Origin of the sequence: Pseudomonas maumuensis, assembly GCF_019139675.1 — a bacterium.
Lineage (GTDB): Bacteria > Pseudomonadota > Gammaproteobacteria > Pseudomonadales > Pseudomonadaceae > Aquipseudomonas > Aquipseudomonas maumuensis.
The window spans coordinates 5,197,553-5,219,793 of the sequence record NZ_CP077077.1; the positions used below are offsets into that span (position 1 = coordinate 5,197,553).

Annotated in this window: 17 protein-coding genes and 1 riboswitch; of the genes, 9 read left to right on the forward strand and 8 right to left on the reverse strand. The window is 64.9% G+C overall.

Annotated features, from left to right (window positions below; all coding sequences use genetic code 11):
- Positions 1 to 9: 9 nt before the first annotated feature.
- Entirely contained in the window at positions 10 to 843 is an 834-nt protein-coding gene (locus KSS90_RS23215; RefSeq protein WP_217867435.1) for an EamA family transporter, read from the reverse strand.
- A 218-nt stretch (positions 844 to 1,061) separates the two neighbouring features.
- Here KSS90_RS23215 and KSS90_RS23220 point away from each other — a divergent pair, with 218 nt between their 5' ends.
- Positions 1,062 to 2,297 carry a cation:proton antiporter gene (locus KSS90_RS23220; RefSeq protein ID WP_217867436.1) on the forward strand — a complete coding sequence of 412 codons (1,236 nt, stop codon included), beginning with the start codon at positions 1,062 to 1,064 and terminating at the stop codon, positions 2,295 to 2,297.
- Positions 2,298 to 2,330: 33 nt separating this feature from the next.
- Here the strand turns inward: KSS90_RS23220 and KSS90_RS23225 are convergent, their stop codons facing one another.
- Positions 2,331 to 2,732 carry an acyl-CoA thioesterase gene (locus KSS90_RS23225; protein ID WP_003257757.1) on the reverse strand — a complete coding sequence of 134 codons (402 nt, stop codon included), beginning with the start codon at positions 2,730 to 2,732 and terminating at the stop codon, positions 2,331 to 2,333.
- A 178-nt stretch (positions 2,733 to 2,910) separates the two neighbouring features.
- Positions 2,911 to 3,007, forward strand: a riboswitch (S-adenosyl-L-homocysteine riboswitch).
- A 21-nt stretch (positions 3,008 to 3,028) separates the two neighbouring features.
- Between KSS90_RS23225 and ahcY the strand changes: the two genes are divergently transcribed.
- From ahcY to rhlE2, 5 genes are all read left to right on the forward strand, one after another.
- Positions 3,029 to 4,438, forward strand: a complete 1,410-nt coding sequence (gene ahcY, locus KSS90_RS23230) for an adenosylhomocysteinase (protein WP_028688336.1) — start codon at positions 3,029 to 3,031, stop codon at positions 4,436 to 4,438.
- Positions 4,439 to 4,579: 141 nt separating this feature from the next.
- Positions 4,580 to 5,425: a methylenetetrahydrofolate reductase [NAD(P)H] gene (metF, locus tag KSS90_RS23235; RefSeq protein WP_217867437.1), complete on the forward strand. Its 846-nt coding sequence runs from the start codon at positions 4,580 to 4,582 to the stop codon at positions 5,423 to 5,425.
- A gap of 99 nt (positions 5,426 to 5,524) precedes the next feature.
- Positions 5,525 to 6,601, forward strand: coding sequence for a hypothetical protein (locus KSS90_RS23240; protein ID WP_217867438.1), 1,077 nt, complete (start codon positions 5,525 to 5,527; stop codon positions 6,599 to 6,601).
- Positions 6,602 to 6,637: 36 nt separating this feature from the next.
- Complete coding sequence (locus KSS90_RS23245) at positions 6,638 to 7,438, forward strand: substrate-binding periplasmic protein (protein ID WP_225933105.1); 801 nt, start codon at positions 6,638 to 6,640, stop codon at positions 7,436 to 7,438.
- Between the two features lie 222 nt (positions 7,439 to 7,660).
- Entirely contained in the window at positions 7,661 to 9,550 is a 1,890-nt protein-coding gene (rhlE2, locus tag KSS90_RS23250) for an RNA helicase RhlE2 (protein ID WP_217867439.1), read from the forward strand.
- A gap of 94 nt (positions 9,551 to 9,644) precedes the next feature.
- Here the strand turns inward: rhlE2 and KSS90_RS23255 are convergent, their stop codons facing one another.
- The 3 genes from KSS90_RS23255 to KSS90_RS23265 form a co-directional block, all read right to left on the reverse strand.
- Entirely contained in the window at positions 9,645 to 10,223 is a 579-nt protein-coding gene (locus KSS90_RS23255) for a YceI family protein (RefSeq protein ID WP_217867440.1), read from the reverse strand.
- Positions 10,224 to 10,257: 34 nt separating this feature from the next.
- A complete protein-coding gene (locus KSS90_RS23260) occupies positions 10,258 to 10,809 on the reverse strand; it encodes a cytochrome b (protein ID WP_217867441.1) in 552 nt (183 codons plus the stop codon).
- A gap of 228 nt (positions 10,810 to 11,037) precedes the next feature.
- The gene (locus KSS90_RS23265) at positions 11,038 to 12,873 is read right to left on the reverse strand and encodes a flavin monoamine oxidase family protein (RefSeq protein ID WP_217867442.1); all 1,836 of its coding nucleotides are present in this window, start codon (positions 12,871 to 12,873) and stop codon (positions 11,038 to 11,040) included.
- A gap of 206 nt (positions 12,874 to 13,079) precedes the next feature.
- Between KSS90_RS23265 and KSS90_RS23270 the strand changes: the two genes are divergently transcribed.
- The 3 genes from KSS90_RS23270 (at position 13,080) to KSS90_RS23280 (ending at position 15,792) form a co-directional block, all read left to right on the forward strand.
- Positions 13,080 to 13,511 (forward strand): hypothetical protein, encoded by a 432-nt coding sequence (locus KSS90_RS23270; RefSeq protein WP_217867443.1) that lies wholly within the window; start codon positions 13,080 to 13,082, stop codon positions 13,509 to 13,511.
- A gap of 73 nt (positions 13,512 to 13,584) precedes the next feature.
- A complete protein-coding gene (locus tag KSS90_RS23275) occupies positions 13,585 to 14,991 on the forward strand; it encodes an adenosylmethionine--8-amino-7-oxononanoate transaminase (protein ID WP_217867444.1) in 1,407 nt (468 codons plus the stop codon).
- An 81-nt stretch (positions 14,992 to 15,072) separates the two neighbouring features.
- The gene (locus KSS90_RS23280; RefSeq protein WP_217867445.1) at positions 15,073 to 15,792 is read left to right on the forward strand and encodes a 16S rRNA (uracil(1498)-N(3))-methyltransferase; all 720 of its coding nucleotides are present in this window, start codon (positions 15,073 to 15,075) and stop codon (positions 15,790 to 15,792) included.
- On the opposite strand, the gene trhA is transcribed toward KSS90_RS23280, so the two are convergent.
- The 3 genes from trhA to KSS90_RS23295 form a co-directional block, all read right to left on the reverse strand.
- Positions 15,789 to 16,406 carry a PAQR family membrane homeostasis protein TrhA gene (trhA, locus tag KSS90_RS23285; protein ID WP_046853930.1) on the reverse strand — a complete coding sequence of 206 codons (618 nt, stop codon included), beginning with the start codon at positions 16,404 to 16,406 and terminating at the stop codon, positions 15,789 to 15,791. The two genes, KSS90_RS23280 and trhA, sit on opposite strands and share 4 nt — an antisense overlap.
- Positions 16,407 to 16,474: 68 nt before the next feature.
- Positions 16,475 to 16,948, reverse strand: coding sequence for a chemotaxis protein CheW (locus KSS90_RS23290; RefSeq protein WP_217867446.1), 474 nt, complete (start codon positions 16,946 to 16,948; stop codon positions 16,475 to 16,477).
- Positions 16,941 to 22,235 carry an Hpt domain-containing protein gene (locus tag KSS90_RS23295; RefSeq protein ID WP_217869845.1) on the reverse strand — a complete coding sequence of 1,765 codons (5,295 nt, stop codon included), beginning with the start codon at positions 22,233 to 22,235 and terminating at the stop codon, positions 16,941 to 16,943. The genes KSS90_RS23290 and KSS90_RS23295 overlap by 8 nt, the downstream gene beginning before the upstream one ends.
- Positions 22,236 to 22,241: the final 6 nt, after the last annotated feature.

The window sequence follows — 22,241 nt, forward strand, 5'->3', positions numbered from 1 at the left end:
ATAATCGGTTCACAGTTTCATCACCAGCATGCCGGCCAGCACCAGCCCGCAAGCTAGGAGTCTTGGCCCGCCAAAAGGTTCTTTAAGGTAGCGCATGCCCAACAGCACCACGAGGATCACGCTCAGTTCGCGCAGCGCCGCCGCCTCGGCCACCGAGCCCAGGTGCATGGCCCAGAGCACCAGAGCGTAGCTGAACAGTACGCAGAATCCGACCGCCAGGCCCAGCTTCCATTGGGTCCGCCAGAACAGCATGAACGGCCCGCGTCGGGCCACCCCGGCCAGCAGCGGGAACGGCCAGGAACTGAGCAGGCTCAGCCACACCAGGTAATCCCACGGTTTGCCCCACAGGCGTACGGCCTGGCCGTCGAACCAGGTGTAGCAGCCGATGCACAGGCCGATCAGCGCCACCACCGGCAGCATCGACCAGGGCAAGCGGTCGCCGCCGCCGCCCTGCCAGAGCAAGCACGCCATGCCACAGGGGATCAGCAGGATGCCGATGATCTGCTGCTGGCTCAGCGATTCGCCGGCAAAAGCCAGGGTCAGGCCCAACACCACCAATGGCGACAGGCCACGCATCAACGGATAGACCAGGCCCAGGTCGCCAACCCGATAGGCCTGGATCAGCAGAAAGCGGTACAGCTGCTCGGCCAGTGCCGAGGCCAGCAGCCAGGGCCAGATCTCGGCGGGCGGAAAATCGACGAAGGCCACCGCCAGCAGGGCGAACAGCAGTGCCACTACGTCCATGCTGGCGATCACCAGCAAGCGCTCGGCGCTGAACTTGATCAAGGTATTCCAGGTGGCATGGAGCAGGGCTGCGACCAGTACGAGGGAAGTTGCCAGCACGCCTTGGAATCCTTGTTGTCGTTTGGTGGGGACCACTATATAGCGCCTGGGCCGTTATGGCCTCATCGCGGGACAAGCCCTCTCCCACGCCATCGCCTGACAGGAACCAATTGGAGAAATCCGGTCATAAGGTGTGTCCCGAGTGCCGCGCCAGGTCATCAAAGAACTGCCCGAGCCTTTCGGGTAATGACTTGGAAGCCACTGTCACAGGATTCGGGATGCTTGAATTAGTTGCCGCGTTTATCTGCCTCACCACCCTCCTCACTTATGTGAACTACCGCTTCATCGGCCTGCCGCCGGCCATCGGCGTGATGGTCACCGCACTGCTGTTCTCCCTGATGCTGCAGGGCCTGAGCCTGATTGGCTTCCCTGGCCTGGAAGAGCGCGTCGAAGGCCTGATGAACCAGATCGACTTCAACGACCTGCTGATGCACTGGATGCTGTCGTTCCTGCTGTTCGCCGGCGCGCTGCACGTCAACCTCGCCGACCTGCGCAGCTACCGCTGGCCGATCGGCCTGCTGGCCACCCTGGGCGTGCTCATCGCCACCGTGGTGATCGGCTACCTGGCGCACTGGGTGTTCGCCCTGTTCGGCTGGAACGTGCCATTGATCTACTGCCTGCTGTTCGGCGCGCTGATCTCGCCGACCGATCCGATCGCCGTGCTCGGCGCACTGCGTACCGCCAATGCCTCCAAGCCGCTGAAAACCACCATCGTCGGTGAATCGCTGTTCAACGACGGCACCGCGGTCGTGGTGTTCACCGTGCTGCTGGGCATCATCCAGCTGGGCGAGACGCCAAGCGTTGCCGACACCGCCATCCTGTTCGCCCGCGAGGCCATTGGCGGCATCGTCTTCGGTGGCCTGATCGGCTACGCCACCTACCGCATGATCAAGAGCGTCGAGCAGTACCAGGTCGAAGTCATGTTGACCCTGGCATTGGTGATCGGCGGTTCTGCCATGTGTTACGAACTGCATGTCTCGGCGCCGATCGCCATGGTGGTGGCCGGCCTGATCATCGGCAACCTGGGGCGCAACCTGGCGATGAACGACATGACCCGCCGCTACATGGACGGTTTCTGGGAGTTGATCGACGACATGCTCAACGCGCTGCTGTTCGCCTTGATCGGCCTGGAACTGTTGCTGCTGCCGTTCAACTGGCTGCACCTGGCGGCAGGTGGTGTGTTGGCGATTGCGGTGCTGGCTTCGCGCCTGCTGACCGTGGCACCGGCGATCGTGCTGCTGCGACGCTGGCGCAGCGTGCCGCAAGGCACCATTCGCGTACTGACCTGGGGCGGCCTGCGCGGTGGCGTGTCGGTGGCCCTGGCGCTGTCGCTGCCGCAGGGCGATGAGCGTGACCTGCTGCTGTCGATCACCTACATCGTGGTGCTGTCGTCGATCCTGGTGCAGGGGCTGACGGTCGGCAAGGTGGTACGCAAGGTCAGCACACAGCCATGAAAACGCCGGGGCCGCGCTGCGGCCCCGGCTTTATCACTCGACCGCAGAATCGGGGAACTGGTCCTGGATGTACTTGATTTCGGTGCGCCCGTGGGCAGCCGGCAGGCCATCCTCACCCAGGTTGACGAACACCATCTTGTCGACGGTCAGGATCGCCTTGCGGGTGATCTTGTTGCGCACTTCGCACTTGAGGGTGATCGAGGTACGGCCGAACTCGGTGGCGGTGATGCCCAGTTCGATGATGTCACCCTGGCGCGAGGCACTGACGAAGTTGATCTCGGAAATGTACTTGGTCACCACGCGCTGGTTGCCCAGCTGGACGATGGCGTAGATCGCCGCTTCTTCGTCGATCCAGCGCAGCAGGCTGCCACCGAACAGGGTGCCGTTTGGGTTGAGGTCTTCGGGCTTTACCCATTTGCGGGTGTGAAAGTTCATCTGTACTCCTGACCGGCTTGGCTGACGTGGGGTAATGATGGCAGACCGCTCGGTCACGCTCCATTGAACATCGACTATCGTCTCGATTAATCGACAGAAAGTCTTGGGTGTGTCACACGCCCGCGGCTATAATCTCGCCGTTTCACATGGTCCCCCGCAGTGGTGGCCATCCCGCCACCCATCCGAGGGGCGCTGCAGCAGGCTTGGCCTGTCAGGCTCGGTTGGGGCGTTGTCCGCGCGAGCGGACGCTCAACGCACAACGGCGCCCATTCGCACACTACGAATGGAGGCTCTCAATGAGCGCTGTAAACACGCCTGCAGGTTTTTCCGACTTCAAGGTCGCCGACATCTCCCTGGCCGACTGGGGCCGCAAGGAAGTCATCATCGCCGAATCGGAAATGCCCGCGCTGATGGGCCTGCGCCGCAAGTATCAAGCCGAGCAACCGCTCAAGGGCGCGAAGATCATCGGCTGCATCCACATGACCATCCAGACTGCCGTGCTGATCGAGACTCTGGTCGCCCTGGGCGCCGAAGTACGCTGGTCGTCGTGCAACATCTTCTCCACCCAGGACCAGGCCGCTGCCGCCATCGCCGCCGCCGGCATCCCTGTATTCGCCTGGAAAGGCGAGACCGAGCAGGAATACGAGTGGTGCATCGAGCAGACCATCCTCAAGGATGGCCAGCCATGGGACGCCAACATGGTCCTGGACGACGGCGGTGACCTGACCGAGATCCTGCACAAGAAATACCCGGCCATGCTGGACAAGATCCACGGCGTGACCGAAGAGACCACCACCGGCGTGCATCGCCTGCTGGACATGCTGGCCAAGGGCGAGCTGAAAGTCCCGGCGATCAACGTCAACGACTCGGTCACCAAGAGCAAGAACGACAACAAGTACGGCTGCCGTCACAGCCTGAACGACGCCATCAAGCGCGGCACCGACCACCTGCTGTCGGGCAAGCAGGCCCTGGTGATCGGCTACGGCGACGTGGGCAAGGGTTCGGCCCAGTCCCTGCGTCAGGAAGGCATGATCGTCAAGGTCACCGAAGTCGATCCGATCTGCGCCATGCAGGCCTGCATGGACGGCTTCGAAGTCGTCTCGCCGTTCAAGGACGGCATCAACACCGGTACCGAAGCCGGCATCAACAAGGACCTGCTGGGCCGCATCGACCTGATCGTCACCACCACCGGTAACGTCAACGTCTGCGACGCCAACATGCTCAAGGCCCTGAAAAAGCGTGCCGTGGTGTGCAACATCGGCCACTTCGACAACGAGATCGACACCGCCTTCATGCGCAAGAACTGGGCGTGGGAAGAGGTCAAGCCACAGGTACACAAGATCCACCGCACCGGCGCCGGCGTGTTCGATCCGCAGAACGACGACTACCTGATCCTGCTGGCCGAAGGCCGCCTGGTGAACCTGGGCAACGCTACTGGCCACCCGAGCCGCATCATGGACGGTTCGTTCGCCAACCAGGTCCTGGCGCAGATCTTCCTGTTCGAGCAGAAATTCGCCGAACTGCCCGCCGCGAAGAAGGCCGAGCGCCTGACCGTGGAAGTGCTGCCGAAGAAACTCGACGAAGAAGTGGCCCTGGAAATGGTCCGCGGCTTCGGCGGCGTGGTCACCCAACTGACCCCGCAGCAGGCCGAGTACATCGGTGTGACCGTCGAAGGCCCGTTCAAGCCGGACGCTTACCGCTACTAAGCGGCTGGTTGCCAGTGCCAGGCACATTGCCCGGCACTGGCAGGCAACGTTTCGAACCGATGTCCGAGCCAGGCCGGCCCCCACCGTCCTGGCTTTTATTTGCAGGCAGCAGCCCATGGCCCGCTGTCGAAGGAACCAGAGATGTCACAAGAACGCCGCTACAGTTTCGAGTTCTTCCCCACCAAGACCGACGCCGGTCACGAAAAGCTGATGGGCGTCGCCCGTCAGCTGGCCAGCTATAACCCGGACTTCTTCTCCTGCACCTATGGCGCCGGGGGCTCTACCCGCGATCGCACGCTCAATACCGTGCTGCAGCTGGAAAGCGAAGTGAAAGTCCCCGCCGCCCCGCACCTGTCCTGTGTGGGTGACAGCAAGGACGACCTGCGCGCCCTGCTGGCCGAGTACCAGGCCGCCGGCATCAAGCGCATCGTCGCCCTGCGTGGCGACCTGCCGTCGGGCATGGGCATGGCCAGCGGCGAACTGCGCTACGCCAGCGACCTGGTCGAGTTCATCCGCCAGGAAACCGGCAACCACTTCCACCTGGAAGTCGCCGCCTACCCGGAGATGCACCCGCAGGCGCGCAATTTCGAGAGCGACCTGGCCAACTTCGTACATAAGGTCAAGGCCGGTGCCGACAGCGCCATCACCCAGTACTTCTTCAACGCCGACAGCTACTTTTATTTCGTCGAGCGCGCGCAGAAACTGGGCGTCGAGATCCCGGTGGTGCCCGGCATCATGCCGATCACCAACTACAGCAAGCTGGCGCGTTTCTCCGACGCCTGCGGCGCCGAGATCCCGCGCTGGATCCGCAAGCAGCTGGAAGCCTACGCCGACGACACCGCCAGCATCCAGGCTTTCGGCGAGGACGTGATCACCCGTATGTGCGAACAGCTGCTGCAAGGCGGCGCGCCGGGGCTGCACTTCTACACCCTGAACCAGGCCGAGCCGAGCCTGGCGATCTGGAACAACCTGAAGTTGCCACGCTGAAAAAACGCTGCCACTAGCAATTAGTTGCAGCCAGGAAGAAGGCTTTGGCTTAGGCTAAGGCCTTCTTTACTTTTGCTTCCCAACAGGTTACCGGCCAGCATGCAGCACCCAAACTCCGCCCATCCTCAACTCGTCTACCTGGCATTCGGTCCGGCCACCTATCATCAAGAAGCCTGCTTCAGCATCATCAGTGCCCTGGCGCACCTGCGCAGCACACCCGGCGCGACCATGGATATCCAGGTCTACACCGACAACACCGAGCCCTATCGCGACCTGCCGGTAACGGTGCATCTGCTCGACGAGGCAACGCGCACGGCCTGGAACCAGCCACATGGCTATCACTTCCGCAGCAAGCACGTCCTGCTACGCCAGGTCCTGACCCAGCACCCGATGGCGGTGCTCATCGACACCGATACCTTCTTCCGCGCCTCGCCCATGCAGTTGTTCGACCGGGTCGCACCCGGCAGCCTGTTGTGCAACGCCATTGGCGGGCGCTATGGCGAGAATCAGAAGTGCCTGCTGTACAAGAACCTGCTGCACATCCTTGAGGAGCGCGGTCTGGCCGACCGTGAGATGCCACTGGTCAATTCCGGAGTGATCGGCCTGACTGCGCAGGACGCCTCGATACTGGATCGCTCCATCGCCCTGATGGACGAGTTCCACCCCCTGGCCCGGGAGGCCTACACCCTCGAAGAGTTCTGCCTGGCGGTGGTGGCCTACCGCACGCTCGAACTCAATGCATGCACCGACGTCATTCATCACTACTGGAGCCGCAAGGCGCAGTTCCGCGCCAAGATCCAAGCCTGGTTGCGCAAGCACGCTGACGCCCCTCTCAGCGAGGCGGCGCTGGCAGACGTGGCGCGGGTAAACGATCAACTGCCACGCCCCCCGGCGCTGCAACGCCTCGGCTACAAAGCGCTGACCCTGACACTGCCTGCCAAGCAGCGGCAGTTCGCCCGCGAACTGCTCAATGGCTGCTATCCCTACGAAAACGAATTCGACCGCGCCTGCGCCTCGGCCTGGTGGGACAAAGCCCTGGAAAACTTTGCACAACGCCAGGGCGTACCCGACCCAGAACAGCTACGCCAGTGCCTGCGTCAGCCCGCCCTGCGCCTGGCGCTGGGCAAGCGGCTTCAGGAGGTCGAGGACCACCTGCTGCAGAAACGGCAGGCCTGAATCCATGACGGGCATGTCGCCATGCGGGTGTGAGCCATGTCCCTGACAGGCCGCCTGTCCAGGCGCATGCGCCTCCTCGGCCTGGTGGTGCTTGTCGGTCTTAGCTCGCTGGCCCACGGCGAGCGCCTGCGGATCGTCAGCGACGATTGGGCACCGTACCTCTACCAGGAAAATGCCCAACCCAAGGGCATCGACTACGAAGTGACCAATGAGGTGTTCAAACGCCTAGGCGTCCAGGTGCAGTGGGAGTTCATGCCCTGGAGGCGATGCCTGGCCATGGTCGAACAGGGCCTGGCGGACGGGGTGATGGATATCTTTCAGGTCGACTCGCGCCAGGACTACCTGATTTACCCGGACGAGCCCATGTCCCAGGTCGAGTTCGTTCTCTACCAGGCCCGCTCGCGCCCTCACCCGATCGAGCGTCTCGAGGACCTGGCCGGTCTGACCATCGGCACCTCGCCGGGGTACACCTACGACGGCGCCTTCGCCGAATCGCCGCTGTTTCGCCGCGAGCCGGCGCCCAGCCACGAGGCCAACTTCGGCAAGCTGGCGCTCGGGCGTATCGACCTTGTGGTGACCGATCGCCGGGTCGGCCGCTATGTGAGCCGCCGCCTGGGCCTGGAGCAGACCGTGGAAGCGCTGCCCCTGGTGGTCAGCCGGCGCCCACAGTATCTGGGACTGGCCCGCAAGCCCGGCCGCGAGCAGTTGGCCCAGGCCTTCAGCGAGGAGCTGCGGCGCTTCAAACAGGAGCCGGCCTATGCGGCGATCAGTGCCCGCTATCTCGGCAATCAGGATTTTCCTTTCGCCGTTGAGCAGCAGGAACGCGGCACACGCTGATTGCTCTGTTATACTCGGGCCTTCCCGCCCGGCTCACGCCCGGACGCTCGGCCTCGCAACAGGCATCTCGACCCGCAGCCGCGCACCTTTGGTGCCCGCCCGCCGGTTCCAGGATGCGCAGTGAACGCCCAGCTGGACCGGACGCGATCGCATCCCTCCGATGCCCGTCGCGCCAGGCAGAACACCCCATCGGGCCTAGCCCCCACGAGAACAGGATTGCCCATGTCCTTTGCTTCCCTCGGTCTCTCCGAGGCTCTTGTCCGCGCTATCGAGGCTGCGGGCTATACCCAGCCCACTCCGGTGCAACAGCGGGCCATTCCCGCCGTGTTGCAAGGTCGCGACCTGATGGTCGCCGCCCAGACAGGTACTGGTAAAACCGGCGGCTTCGCGCTTCCGATCCTTGAGCGTCTGTTCCCGGGCGGCCACCCCGACAAATCGCAACGCCATGGCCCTCGCCAGCCGCGCGTGCTGGTGCTGACCCCCACCCGCGAGCTGGCTGCCCAGGTGCATGACAGCTTCAAGGTCTATGCCCGCGACCTCAACTTCATCAGCGCCTGCATCTTCGGCGGTGTCGGCATGAACCCGCAGGTCCAGGCCATGGCCAAGGGCGTCGACGTCCTGGTCGCCTGCCCGGGTCGCCTGCTCGACCTGGCCGGCCAAGGCAGCGTCGACCTTTCGCGGGTCGAGATCCTGGTGCTGGACGAAGCCGACCGCATGCTCGACATGGGCTTCATCCACGACGTCAAGAAAGTGCTGGCGCGCCTGCCGGCCAAGCGCCAGAACCTGCTGTTCTCGGCGACCTTCTCCAAGGACATCACCGACCTCGCCGACAAACTGCTGCACAACCCCGAGCGCATCGAGGTCACGCCGCCGAATACCACCGTCGAGCGTATCGAGCAGCGCGTCTACCGCCTGCCGGCCAGCCACAAGCGCGCCCTGCTGGCGCACCTGATCACCCTGGGCGCCTGGGAACAGGTGCTGGTGTTCACCCGCACCAAGCACGGCGCCAACCGCCTGGCCGAATACCTCGAGAAGCACGGCCTGACCGCCGCGGCGATCCATGGCAACAAGAGCCAGAACGCCCGCACCAAGGCGCTGGCCGACTTCAAGGCCAACACCGTGCGCGTGCTGGTCGCCACCGACATCGCCGCCCGTGGCCTGGATATCGACCAACTGCCCCACGTGGTCAACTTCGAGCTGCCCAATGTCGAGGAAGACTACGTTCACCGCATCGGCCGTACCGGCCGTGCCGGTCGCTCGGGCGAAGCCATCTCGATGGTCGCGCCGGACGAGGAAAAGCTGCTCAAGAGCATCGAGCGCGTCACCAAGCAGAAGATTCCGGATGGCGATCTGATGGGCTTCGACGCCTCCCAGGTCGAGGCCGAGAAGCCAGAGGTGCGCGAGCGCCAGCCGAACAATGGCCGCGGTGGCCGCAACCAGCAACCGCGCGGCGAAGGCGGCAAGGAAGGCAGTGGCGGGCGCAAGGACAAAGGCAAGGACAAAGGCCGCAACAAGCCTTCGTCCGAAAAGTCTGCGGAAAAGGACAAGTCCGGCGAGAAACAACAGCAGGGCCAGCAGCGCAAGCCGCGCGATCAGAAGCCACGTCAGCAGCAGAATAACGGCCAGAAAGCCGCGCCTGTCGCCGCCCCCAATCGCGATCCAGAAGAGTTCCTCGACGACGACGTCGACAACTTCGGCAACCGCGCCGACTACGTCAGCCCCTACCAGAACGCCAAAAACCAGGGGCGCAACCGTCGCCCGGGTGGCAACGGGGGGCAAGCCCAAGGGCAAGGCCAGCGCAGTGGTGGCGGCCAGGGGCAAGGCCAGGGCCGTGGCAATGGCCAGCAGCGCCAGGGCTCCGGTGAAAAGCGCCCACGCAACGGCGGCGGCAGCAATGGCGGCGCCCGACGCGACAACAACGGCGGCCGTGCCCGCCGGGAAGACGCGTCCCGCCAGGAACCGGCTGTCCGCAACCCCCGCGAGTCGCAGAGCGCGCCAGTGATCATCCGCAAGGAATCCAAGCTCGACCGTTACCCGACGCCCGAGCAACTGGACGACCTGCCAAGCCGCCCACGCGGTGAGCGCCCGGCACTGCTGACCCGCAAGGGCTGAGCCCGCTATCGCGGGGCCTACCCCGCGATGAGGCCATGCAAAGCCAACAAAAACGCCGCCCATTGGGCGGCGTTTTTGTTGCTGGCGAAACGAATTACTTCTGCTTCACGCCTTCGACACTGATATCCAGGTCCAGGGTCTGCGAAGTTGGGCCTGGGCCCTTGATGCCGAAGTCGTTCAGGTTCAGCGTGGTGGTGGCGTTGAAGCCAGCGCGCTCGCCGCCCCACGGGTCCTTGCCCTCGCCATTGAACACGGCCTTGAAGGTGACCGGCTTGGTCACGCCGTGCAGGGTCAGGTCGCCGGTCACATCGGCGGTCTTGTCACCGGTCGACTTGACGCTGGTGGAGACGAACTTGGCCTCTGGGTACTTCTTGACGTCGAGGAAGTCCTTGCTGGCGATGTGCTTGTCACGCTCGGCGTGGTTCGACCACAGGCTGGCGGTTTTCAGATCGACATTGATCTTGCTGGCCTCGGGCTTGGCGCTGTCCCAGGTGAAGTTGCCGTCGAAGTCCTTGAAGGTGCCGTGGATGAAGCTGTAGCCCAGGTGGCTGATCTTCCAGTCGACGAACGCGTGCTGGCCTTCCTTGTCGATCTTGTATTCGGCGGCCATGGCCTGGCCGGCGGAGATCAGTGCGGTACCGAGCGCCAGAGCGGCAAAAGTCTTTTTCAACATCCTTACTTCCTTCCTTTGCAATTGAGGTTGAGAGTCAAGCTTTGCGGCCCAGCATGCGGGTCAGGGTCGCGTCACGGTCGATGAAATGATGCTTGAGTGCCGCCACTGCGTGCAGCACGGCGAAAATCACCAGGCCCCACGCCAGCCACAGGTGGATCACCCCCGCCAGGTCGGCCTGGTCGGGCAGGTCGCTGACCAGCGCGGGGACTTCGAACAAGCCAAACACAGGAATGCCCACGCCGTCGGCGGTGGAAATCAGATAGCCCGCGATCATCACCGCGAACAGCCCCAGGTAAAGCGCCAGATGGCCCAGCTTGGCGGCCAGACGGGTGACCTTGCCATGGTTGGCAGGTGCCGGTGGCGGCGGGCTGACAAAACGCCAGAAGACTCGCAGCAGCATCACTGTCAGTAACACCAGGCCGATGCTCTTGTGCAAGTCCGGGCCGGACTTGCGCCATGGGTCGTAGTAATCAAGGCCGACCATCCACAAGCCAAGGCCAAACAGCCCGAAGACCGCCAGCGCCACACCCCAGTGCAACACGATGCTGACCAGGCCATAGCGAGAAGGTGAGTTGCGCAGTTGCATGATTGGTGTATTTCCCCGTGAAAGCTGTGCGCAAGACTAACGCGTAATGCATCGAATAAAAGCGTAAAAAATTGCTTTGGATTATCGAAAAACTCGATATCTATTCTGCAAGCTTCCTATTAAGGAAGCGTTAACGATAGTCGTTTGGAAGTACTGACGCCATCGGGGCAAGCCCGCTCCCACAAATTGCAGAAGCAGGTTGCCCGGCGATACACGGTGTGCCGACTGTCAGCTAGCCTTGGCCTGGCTATTTACCAGCGGTTTCTTCGCCGGCTCGGACTTGGCGGTAGCTTTCTTCACAGGTGCCGGCTTGGCTGCAGGCTTTTGCACTTGCTTTGCTGCAGGCTTGGCAGGGGCTGGCTTGGTGGCTGCCGGCTTCACTGGCTCTTCCTTGACCGCGGGCGATGGCGCAGCCGACGCGGGTACCGGTGCAGGCGCTACTTCCTCGGCCTTGGCAATCGGCGCGGCCTTGACCTCTGGCTTGTCGCCGCCACCGAACAGGCGCGAGAAGAAGCCCGGCTTATCCTGCTTGGCCTCCTCGACCTTCACCGACTCGGCCTTGGCCGGGGCCTTGTCGGAGGATCCGCCGAAGAGGTTGGAGAAGAATCCGCCCTTGTCCTTCGCGGCAGCGACACCGACTGCTCCAGCAGCTGCCGCGGCGGCGACCGGTGCAGCCTTGGCCGGGTCGAAGGATTTGCCCGCAGCCAGGTCCTGGACCTGCCCCGCGGCGCGCTGGCCACTACGCAAGGCCCCTTCAAGGGTACCGGGGTAAAGCGCATCGGTGTGCTCGCCAGCAAAGGCTATCCGCTGCACCGGGCGCTCCCACAGCCGCCAGTACTTGCTGATCTGCCCCGGGCCGTAGGCCAGGTAAGCGCCGCCCATACCGGCGTCAGTGCTGTAGCGGCGCACTTCGTAGCCGGTGAACGCACCACGCGCCTGCGGGTAGAAGGCATGCAGGCGGATCAGCACCTGATCGACCATCTGCTTGTCACCAAAGGCCTGCAGTAGGCGGGCATTGTCGCCGGACAGGTTGATCACCACATTGGCGCCGCCCTTGAGCGCCGGCTCGATCCACAACATGCCCAAGCCTGCGTTGCTGAAAATTTCGCCGGACATGCGCGCACGGCTTTCCCACACCGGGTTCTTGAACTTGAGCATCAACTGGTCACGCCAGCCGTAGTTGGTGCCCTTCAACGCCGCCAGGTGCTGGTTGTCCAGGCCTGGGGTCATCTGGATCTTGGCCAGCGCCCGCAGCGGCACGGCCATTACCAGGTAATCGGCCTGATAGCCGACGCTGCCAACCTTGACGGTCACGCCGTCCTTGTCCTGGACAATGGCGGTGACCGGCGAGCTGGTCTTGATGGTCTTCAGTTGCTTGACGAAGGCCTGGGCCAGCACCGGGCTGCCGCCCGGCAGGCGCGCGGCGCGCAGGTCACGGTCGCTGACGTTACGGTAGACGCGGCTCTGCTGGGCGAAGTACAGCAGCGACAGGCGCGATGGCTCGTCATAGCGGGTGCGGATCTGCTGGTTGACCAACTGACGGGCGGTCGCCGGCAATTGCAGCTTGTCCAGCCAGGTGGACACGTTCATCTGGTCGAGGGCGAACAGGGTGCTGTTTGCCGCGGGATTGAGCGGGTCGTCAATAGAGCGGGCCAGGTCGTCGAGGGTTTTCTCGAAACGCTTGAGTGCTTCGGCAGTAGCGGGCTGCTTGGTCGCGAGATCGCTGGCGCTGAAGTACTCACCGTCGATCAGGTAGCCAGGATTGCGCACGAATTCCGGGGCCGGCAGGGTGCCGACCTTGAACTGCTCCAGGTACTGGTTGAGCACCGGCTGGGTCTTGCTGTTGCCGATCCACTCGCTGGTGGCCAGGCCCGAACGCCCGCCCATGCCGGACTTGGCTTCCAGCAGCGTCACCTGCCAGCCCTTGCTTTGCAGCTCGTAGGCTGCGGTCAAGCCCGCCAGGCCACCACCGACGACGATCGCCGTCTTGTCCTTGGCCAGCGCGGCACCGCTGGACACCCCGATCAATACCAACGCGCACAGGCGCACCCAAGCAGCAGCCATGATGGCGAACTCCGGTTAAAGAAGCGATAGAAGAGACGGGGAGCGATGCCCCGGGAGAGATGCGTTAAGAATACGTCACCTCTGCCCACCCTGCCACCGCAGTGACATCAAGTGCCTTTGGCAACTGGTATTTTTGTCAGTAGCGGTTTTATGCAGGGCCATACAGGCTTGGCTGGCACTCCAGAACCAGGTCGAGGGAAACAGCGGTGATCTACACGGAAGACTTCGCCAGGTGGCAGCCTTCGGCGCCGATGCCCGAAATCAGCTGGCGCACCCCCACCGGCCTGAGCATCGTCTCCAACGGTATCGCCTACAGTTCGCGCTACCAGACCGACGAGGGGCGTATCGGCACGGAACTGATCATCCAGGGGCAGTGCGACGTAGAGATCACATTCGGCCAGACGATCGACTGTCTGCTGCTCGAGGTGGACATCAACACGCTCGGCACAGCTGTCTCGACGGCCTACTGGCTGACCCTGCGCGACCAGGACTACACCGAGTTCATGCCCGGTCCAGATACCCTCGGTACGTTCTGGCACGACGTGCCCGGCCCGCTCGACCGCCTGACCCTGTCCACCCTGCCGCTATGCACCGTGCATATCCGCCAGCTGGAGTGGCGCCCGGCCTGGCGTCATTGAGCGGTTGTCCTGCCTCCCGGCATTGCTTAGGCTTACGCGGTCAAACCGAGCCGTAACGCCAGGAGAAGTGCCCATGGGCCTCAACGATCAGTGGATGCAGCGTGACCTGAAGGTCCTTTGGCATCCCTGCACCCAGATGAAAGACCACGAGCAACTGCCGCTGATTCCGATCAAACGCGGTGAAGGCGTGTGGCTCGAGGACTTCGAGGGCAAGCGCTACCTGGATGCCGTCAGCTCCTGGTGGGTCAATGCCTTCGGCCATGCCAACCCGCGCATCAACCAGCGTATCAAGGACCAGGTCGATCAGCTCGAACATGTGATCCTCGCCGGCTTCAGCCATCAGCCGGTGATCGAGCTGTCCGAACGCCTGGTGGCGATCACCCCGGCCGGCCTGGAGCGGGTGTTCTACGGCGACAACGGCTCGTCGTGCATCGAAGTGGCGCTGAAGATGAGCTTCCACTACTGGCAGAACACCGGTAAGCCGCAGAAGAAGCGCTTCGTCACCCTGACCAACAGCTACCACGGCGAGACCATCGCCGCGATGTCGGTCGGCGATGTGCCGCTGTTCACCGAGACCTACAAGGCGTTGCTGCTGGACACCATCAAGGTGCCAAGCCCGGACTGCTACCTGCGCCCGGAAGGCATGGGCTGGGAAGAGCACTCGCGGAACATGTTCGCGGCCATGGAGCAGACCCTGGCCGAACACCACGCCAGCATCGCCGCGGTGATCGTCGAGCCGCTGATCCAGGGCGCCGGCGGCATGCGCATGTACCACCCGGTGTACCTCAAGCTGCTGCGCGAGGCCTGCGACCGTTACGACGTACATCTGATCCACGATGAGATCGCCGTCGGCTTCGGCCGCACCGGCACGATGTTCGCCTGCGAGCAGGCCGGCATCACCCCGGACTTCCTGTGCCTGTCCAAGGCCCTGACCGGCGGTTACCTGCCGCTGGCCGCCTGCCTGACCACCGACAAGGTCTACCAGGCGTTCTACGACGACTACCCGACCCTGCGCGCCTTCCTGCACTCGCACAGCTACACCGGCAACCCGCTGGCCTGCGCCGCGGCCCTGGCCACTTTGGACATCTTCGAGCAGGACAACGTGATCGAGGCCAACAAGGCCTTGTCGGCGCGCATGGCCAGCGCCACCGCGCACCTGGCCGACCATGCCCACGTCGCCGAGATCCGCCAGACCGGCATGGTCCTGGCCATCGAGATGGTCCAGGACAAGGCCACCAAGGCCGCCTACCCCTGGCAGGAGCGCCGCGGCCTGAAAGTCTTCGAGCACGCCCTGAGCCGTGGCGCGCTGTTGCGCCCGCTGGGCAGCGTGGTGTATTTCCTGCCGCCTTACGTGATCACACCCGAGCAGATCGACTTCCTGGCCGAGGTGGCCAGCGAAGGCATCGATATCGCCACCCGCGACAAGGTCAGCGTTGCCGTGCCGGCCGACTTCCATCCGGATTTCCGCGATCCGGGCTAGCCCCAGACCAACCCGAAACCTGTAGGAGCCGGCGCGTCCGCTCCTACAGGATCTGCGTCAGCCTTTTTCCAGAGCAAGCCCATGAGACTCTCCCGCTTCTTCATCGACGCCCCACTGGGCCTTGGCGAGCACGAGCTCCCCGAAGCCCAGGCCCACTACATTGGCCGCGTGCTGCGCATGGCCGCTGGCGACGCCGTGCAGCTGTTCGACGGCAGCGGCCAGGAATACCTCGGCCAACTGCTCGAAGTCGGCAAGAAAACCGTGCGCGTCAGCCTCGACCAGGCCCTCCCCGGCCAGGCCGACTCGCCTTTGCACATCCACCTCGGCCAGGGCCTGTCCCGCGGCGAGCGCATGGACTGGGCAATCCAGAAAGCCACCGAGCTGGGTGTCAATGAAATCACCCCGATCGTCAGCGAGCGCTGTGAAGTACGTCTGAAGGACGAGCGCGCCGACAAGCGCATGGCCCACTGGCGCCAGGTGGCGGTCAGTGCCTGCGAGCAGTGCGGGCGCTCGACCTTGCCGGTGATCCACCCGCCCGTGACCCTGGCCGAGTGGCTGAAAAGCACCGAAGCCGACCTCAAGCTGGTGCTGCACCCGGTGGCCGAGCCACTGACCAGCCATGCCAAACCGGCCAGGCTGGCCTTCCTGATCGGCCCCGAGGGCGGCCTGAGCGAAGCGGAAGTCGAGCAGGCCAAGACCGCCGGCTACCACGCCGCCCGCCTCGGCCCGCGCGTGCTGCGTACCGAGACCGCCCCTGTGGTGGCCCTGTCGGTGGCGCAGCAACTGTGGGGCGACTTCTAACGCACGTAGAAAAACACCGCGACGAAGTGCATCAGGCTGCCGGCAATCACGAACAGGTGCCAGATACCGTGCCAGTGGCGGAAGCGGCTGTCGAAGGCGAAGAAGATGATGCCGACGGTGTAGAACACACCGCCGGCCGCCAGCCAGGCGAAGCCGGCGGCCCCCAGGCTGTGCAGCAGCGGCTTCACCGCCACCAGCACGATCCAGCCCATCAGCGCGTAGATGACGATCGACAGGATCCGCGCCTCGGAGCGCGGCTTGATCTCCTGCAACATGCCAATCAACGCCAACCCCCAGACCACCCCGAACAGGCTCCAGCCCCAGGGCCCGCGCAGGCTCACCAGGCAGAACGGCGTGTAGCTGCCGGCAATCAACAGGTAGATCGACAGGTGGTCGAGCTTGCGCATGACCCGCTTCGCCCGCCCACGGGTACTGTGGTAGAGGGTGGAGATGCTGTAGAGCAACAGCAGGGTGAAACCGTAGATGGAGAAACTGACGATCTTCCAGGGATCGCCCTGCAGACCCGCCACGACGATCAGCCAGCTCGCGCCGATGCAGGCCAGTACCGCGCCGACCAGGTGGGTCCAGGCGTTGAAGCGTTCACCGTAATACATGCAAGCACAGACCTCCCGCAGCGGTCAGGGTTCCTGAGCCCCGCGACAGGGCCCGCTCAACCATCATCCTAGCCAGCTGCAGATTGCAGATCAGCGTCACGCACCAATCTTTCCAGCCCGGCCAGGTCCGGCACCCGCGCCACCTGCTCGCCCACCTGCACTGCCGCCAGCTCCAGCGCGGCCAGCGGCACATCAACATAGTTCAACTGGCTGTCGAGCTTGCACGAGCGCGGAATACCTTGCAGCAACAACGCCAGGAAGCGCAGGCCGGTATCTCCCAATGCGTTGAGCACCACCACCCGGGCCCGCTCGCCGCAGGTGGTCTGCCCGCCACAGGCGGCCTCGAAGCCTATCAGCGGCAGCCGCTGCTGGCGCCAGTCCACCCAGCCAAGGTGCCAAGCCGGATCTCCCGGCTCGCAGGCGATGGCGCGATGGCCGATCAATTCGGCCACCGCCACGTTGGGCAACACCAGGGTGCGATCGCCCAAGGGCAGCAGCAATCCGGTGAGGCTGCTGCGCTGGCCGGCGATATGTTCAAGCATGGGGTGGGCTCCACTGGGCGATGCTTTGCAACAGGACCGACTCCTGATAGGGCTTGCCGAGGTATTCATTGACACCGATGGCCATGGCCCGGTCACGGTGCTTCTGTCCGGTGCGCGAGGTAATCATGATGATCGGCAACTGTTTCAGGCGTTCATCGCGGCGGATGCGCGTGGCCACCTCGAAACCGTCCATGCGCGGCATCTCGATATCCAGCAGCAACACGTCCGGGCGGTGCTCTTCGAGCAGCGCCATGGCGTCCACCCCGTCCTTGGCGGTCAGCACGCTCATGCCATGGCGCTCGAGCAGGCGGCTGGTGACCTTGCGCACGGTCACCGAGTCGTCCACCACCATCACCAGCAATGGCCGACGCGGCACCGGACCGGTCAACATATGCTGCCCCTGCGCCGCGCCTGGCAGGCGCGCCAGGCGCCGTTGCTGGCCACGCAGTTGGCCGAGCAGGTCGAGGATCAGCACCACCCGCCCATCGCCAAGCAGGGTGGCACCGGACAGCCCCGGCACCGCGGCGAACTGCGGCCCCAGGCTCTTGACCACGATTTCGCGACTGGGCGACAGGCTGTCGACCTGGATCGCGAACGATTGTTCATGCGAATGGGTGAGCAGCACCGGCAGCGGTACGCTCTGGCCCAACAAATTGGGCTGCACGCCCTCCTGCAACAGCTCGCCGAGGTAACGCAGCGCGTAGTCATGGCCGGCATAGCTGTAGCGCGGTGGATCGAGCCGGTAGCAGGCTTCCAGCTCCGCCGGCGGCACGCGCACGATGCCCTCGATGGTGTTCAACGGGATCGCGTATTGCTCATCCTCCACATGCACCATCAACGCCCGGTTCACCGACACGGTGAACGGCAGGCGGATCAGGAAGCGCGCGCCCTTGCCGGGGCTGGACTCGATGCTCATCGAACCGCCCAACTGCTTGACCTCTTCATGGACCACGTCCATGCCCAGGCCGCGCCCGGAGATCTGGGTGATCTTTTCGGCCGTGGAAAATCCCGGGCGCAGGATGAACTGCAGGATCTCATGGTCGCTCAAGCGTGCCTGCGGATCGAGCAGGCCGCGTTTGATCGCCTTGTTGCGTACCGCTTCCAGCGGCACCCCGGCACCGTCGTCGCTCATCTCGATGACGATGTCGGCGCCTTCGTGCAGCAGATTCAGGTGGATGGTGCCCTGCTCCGGCTTGTCCGCCGCCAGGCGCGCCTCGCGGCCCTCCAGGCCGTGGTCGACGGCATTGCGCAGCATGTGCTCCAGCGGCGCGACCATGCGTTCGAGCACGCTGCGGTCCAGCTCGCCCTCGGCATTGCCGACCACCAGTTCGACCTGCTTGCCCAGCTCGCTCGCCACCTGCCGCACCACCCGCTGCAGGCGCGGCACCAGGCGCTCGAACGGGACCATCAGGGTAGCAGTCAGGCCCTCCTGCAGCTGACTGTTGACCCGCGCCTGCTGCTGCAACAGGCTATGCGCCTCCTGGGCCCGCTGCAGCAGGGTCTCCTTGAGGTCGAGCAGGTCCGAGGTGGATTCGAACAGCGCCCGCGAGAATTGCTGCAACTGCGAATGGCGGTCCATCTCCAGGGGGTCGAAGTCGTCATAGGCGTCCGCCTCGAACTGGTGCCGGCTCGAGATCCGCCCCTGGGTCTCGATATCCAGGCGCAACAGCTGGTCGCGCATGCGCTCCAGCGTGGTCTCCATCTCGTTGAGGGCGAACTGCGCATCGTTGACCTGCTGCTCGATGCGCCCGCGGATCACCGAATGCTCGCCGGCCAGGTTGCCCAGGTCGTCCAGCAGTTCGGCATCGACCTTGACCATGTCCCCGGCCCGCTCGGGGGCGACAGCCGGGGCTTCGGCCGGGGCGGGCTCGGCCTGGGGCTGCCCGGCGGCGCTGTCGGTCAGCGCGGCGCTGGAGAAGTTGCGGATATAGTCGATCAGCGCCGTCGCCGCATGCAGCGGCTCGCCCAGGCGCGCCGCGTCGAGCATGTGCGCCAGGCGGTCATGGCAGTTCTGCAGCAGGCTGAACAAGGCCGGCGTCGACGGCAGCCGTGCGGCCGCCAGCAGCTCGTAGAGGAATTCCAGCTCATGGGCCAGGTCGCCGATGGCGGCGATCTCGACCATGCGCGCGCCACCCTTGAGGGTGTGCAGGTCGCGCAACAGGTTCTCCACCTCGACCGTGTTGCGCGGGTCGGCCTGCCAGCGCGCCAGGGACTGGGCCGCGCTTTCGAGGATATCGGAGCTCTCCTCGAGGAAAACTTCCAGCAGTTCCTTGTCGCCTTCGCTTTCCTGCGCGTCCCCCTGCGCCTCGACCGGGCCAGGGGGCGGAGCGTTGTGGCGGAAATCGCGCAGCTCACCCAGCAGCTCCACCGCCGACAGCGGTGGCTGGCCCTCGCGCAAGCTGCGCAGCATCTGGGCCAGGGCGTCATGGCTGCGTGCGAGCAGCTCGAACAGCCCCGGGCTTGCCCCGATCCGCCGGTCCACCAGCCCTTCGTAGAGCAGCGCTAGCTCCTGGGCTAGCACTTCGATGGCACCGATCGCCGCCATCTGCGCGCCGCCCTTGAGGGTCAGCACATCATGTTGCAACGCAGACAGCGGTGACAGGCTTTCGGGATCGTCCTTCCATTGCCGCAGCGCCTGGTCGGCGCCCTCGAGAATGTCGGCGGCTTCCTCGAGGAACAGTTCGACGACCGCGGGGTCCGGTAGCTGACCTGCGATAGGCAGCGTTGTCGCGCCAGCTGCGCCAACCAGCCCCAGGGCCGCCGGGTCGAGGGCATCATCAAGCAAGCCGTGCAAGGCGGCCAGGCAATCGGGGCGTGCTGTCGGATCCTGACCGGCGGCTATTTCGTCGAACAGGTCGAACAGCGCTTCGTGGGCCTGCCGGGCGATAGCGAAGAAACGCGGCGTCACCGCAAGGCTGCCCTCTTCGACCGCGCCATACAGGTCGAGCAGGCCTTCGCAGACTTCATCCACCTGCCACAGCTCGGCCTGGTGCGCGCCATGGCTGAGGGTGGTCATTTCCTCGAGCAGCAGGTGCAGTTCATGGTGCTGCGTGGGGTCGGCCTGCCAGTTGGCCAGCCGCGCCTCGGCGTCGAGCAGGATATCCATGCCCAGGGTCAGGAAAGTGGCCGTCAGTTGCGGGTCACGCCGGGCCCGGCGTGCCGGGTGCGCCTCGGCCTGGTGCCTGGCCAGCCTGGCATCGACCGCCTGTCCGACCTGTTCGATCAACTCCGCCGCCCCCGGGATGGCAGCCAATGGCGTGCTGTCCAACTGGGCCAGCCCAAGGTGAAACAACGCACGCGCAGCCTCCAGCAGCGCGATCTCGGCCTGCTGCAAGGGCAGGTGATGGCCCTTGTACTCGCGCACCAGGCGGTCGAGCGCGGTGGCCAGCTCCGCCACCGGCATCACCCCAGCCATGGCGGCACTGCCCTTGAGGGTGTGCAGGGCACGTTGCAGGCTGTCGCTGACCACCGTGCCTTGAGCATCAGCCACCAGCAGGAAAGCATCGAGCCCGGCCAAGTGCCCGTGGGCCTCGTTACGGAAAATCTCCAGCAACTGTGGGTCGAGCCCATCGATGCTGGCGCTGGTCGGCGCGTCATTGAGCGCCAGCGCATGCAGATGCCCGGCCAGTTGCTCGATCTCCGCAGTGGGCGGCAGTTGGCTGGCGGCGAAGTCGGCGAGCAGGTCGGGCAGGCGCACGAACACCTGCTGCAGGGCCACCAGGCCTTCGGCGCTGAGCGTGATGCGCCCCTCCAGCACCCGGTTGAGCAGGTGCTCGGCGCCCCAGGCAAGCTCCGCCACGGCTTCGGCGTGGACCATCCGCCCGCTGCCCTTGAGCGTATGCAACGCGCGACGCACCTCGATCAGCGCCTCGCGCAGGCCGTTGTCGGCGCGCCAGCGCAGCCATTGCCGCTCGATCTCCGGCAGCAGTTCGCCGGCCTCATCGAGGAATACCTCACGCAGCTCGTCATCGATACCGTCGGCCGCCTGGGCACCTGCCAGTGGCCGCTCGATACGCGGGCATTGCACACCCAGCGCGCTCAGGCTGGCGTGGGCCATGTCGATGAAACGCTGGGCATCGGCCAGCGGATCGGCCACCCGCCACTGCAACCAGGCCTCGCCGGCGCACAGGGCATCGGCCAGATGGGCCAGCTCATCCGCCAGCGGCTCATCCTCCACATGCCCCAGCCAGCCCTGCACGTAACCCGCGCACCCACCGAACACCTCGGCGGCAGCCGGCAGCATCAACATCACCAACGCCCCGCGCACCTGTTGCAGCAAACCGGGCAAGGCCTGCAGGCGCTGACGCGACCAGTCCGACTCCAGGCAGTCGCCGATCAAATCCTTGGCCTGTTGCAGCACGTTGAGCGACTCGTTGAGTACCAGCTGGCGAATCTCGGCAAGGTCCGAACCGGGCAGGTTCCCTGGCGAGGTCTCCTCCAGCGGGCCGACCATGCCGTTGAGGGTCGCCTCGACGTACAGCAGCGCCCCGGCGACATCCATCAACAGCGCCTCGTCCACCGCGCCGTCCTTCTCGACCTGCGCCTGCAGCGCCAGCACCTGGTCGATGATCACCCGTCGTGGCTGCTGGAAACCCAGCACTGCCAGGGTATCTGCGACATGGCGCAGGGGCGGTAGCAGCGTCTCCAGCGGTTCGCGTGACGGATGCTCGCCATTGACGAACGGGTCCAGGCGGTCCTTGATGCGCATCAAGTCGTCGCACAGGGCCATCACCACCGAACGCAACGCATCGCGTCCGGGACCGGCCTGCATGTGCTCACGCCAACTACCCAGGGAAAGATCGAGATTGGCGAGGTCGGCGGCGCCCGCCAGGCGCTGCCCGAGCTCGCCCAGCAGGCTGCCCTGGGCCAGAGGCTCGGCGCCGCGGCAGACCCGCAGCTGGTTGAGCAGCGGCATCACCACCAGCGGCAGGTCGTGGCGTGCCCCGCGCAGGCGGTCAAGGTAAGGCGGCAGTTGTTCGAGCCCGCGAAACAGCGCGCCCAGGCAGTCACCGCGGGGGCTCACCTGGCCGTCGGCCATGGCCCGCCCGAGCAACTCCAGTTCTTCGGCCAGACGCGTCGCGCCCGGTAATTCGAGCAGGTGCAGGCAACCGTGTACCTGGTGCAGGTTGTCGACGAAGAACGCCAGCATCGACAGGTCGCCCGGGTCCGCCGAGAAACGCTCCAGGGCCTGGCGCGCCTGCGCCAGGCAATCGAGGATGGGCGCCTTGATCCAGGCCAGGGCCACCGTGTCGTGGCGCTCGCCGGGCGCGCTGCCCAGGCCGGCCATGCTTAC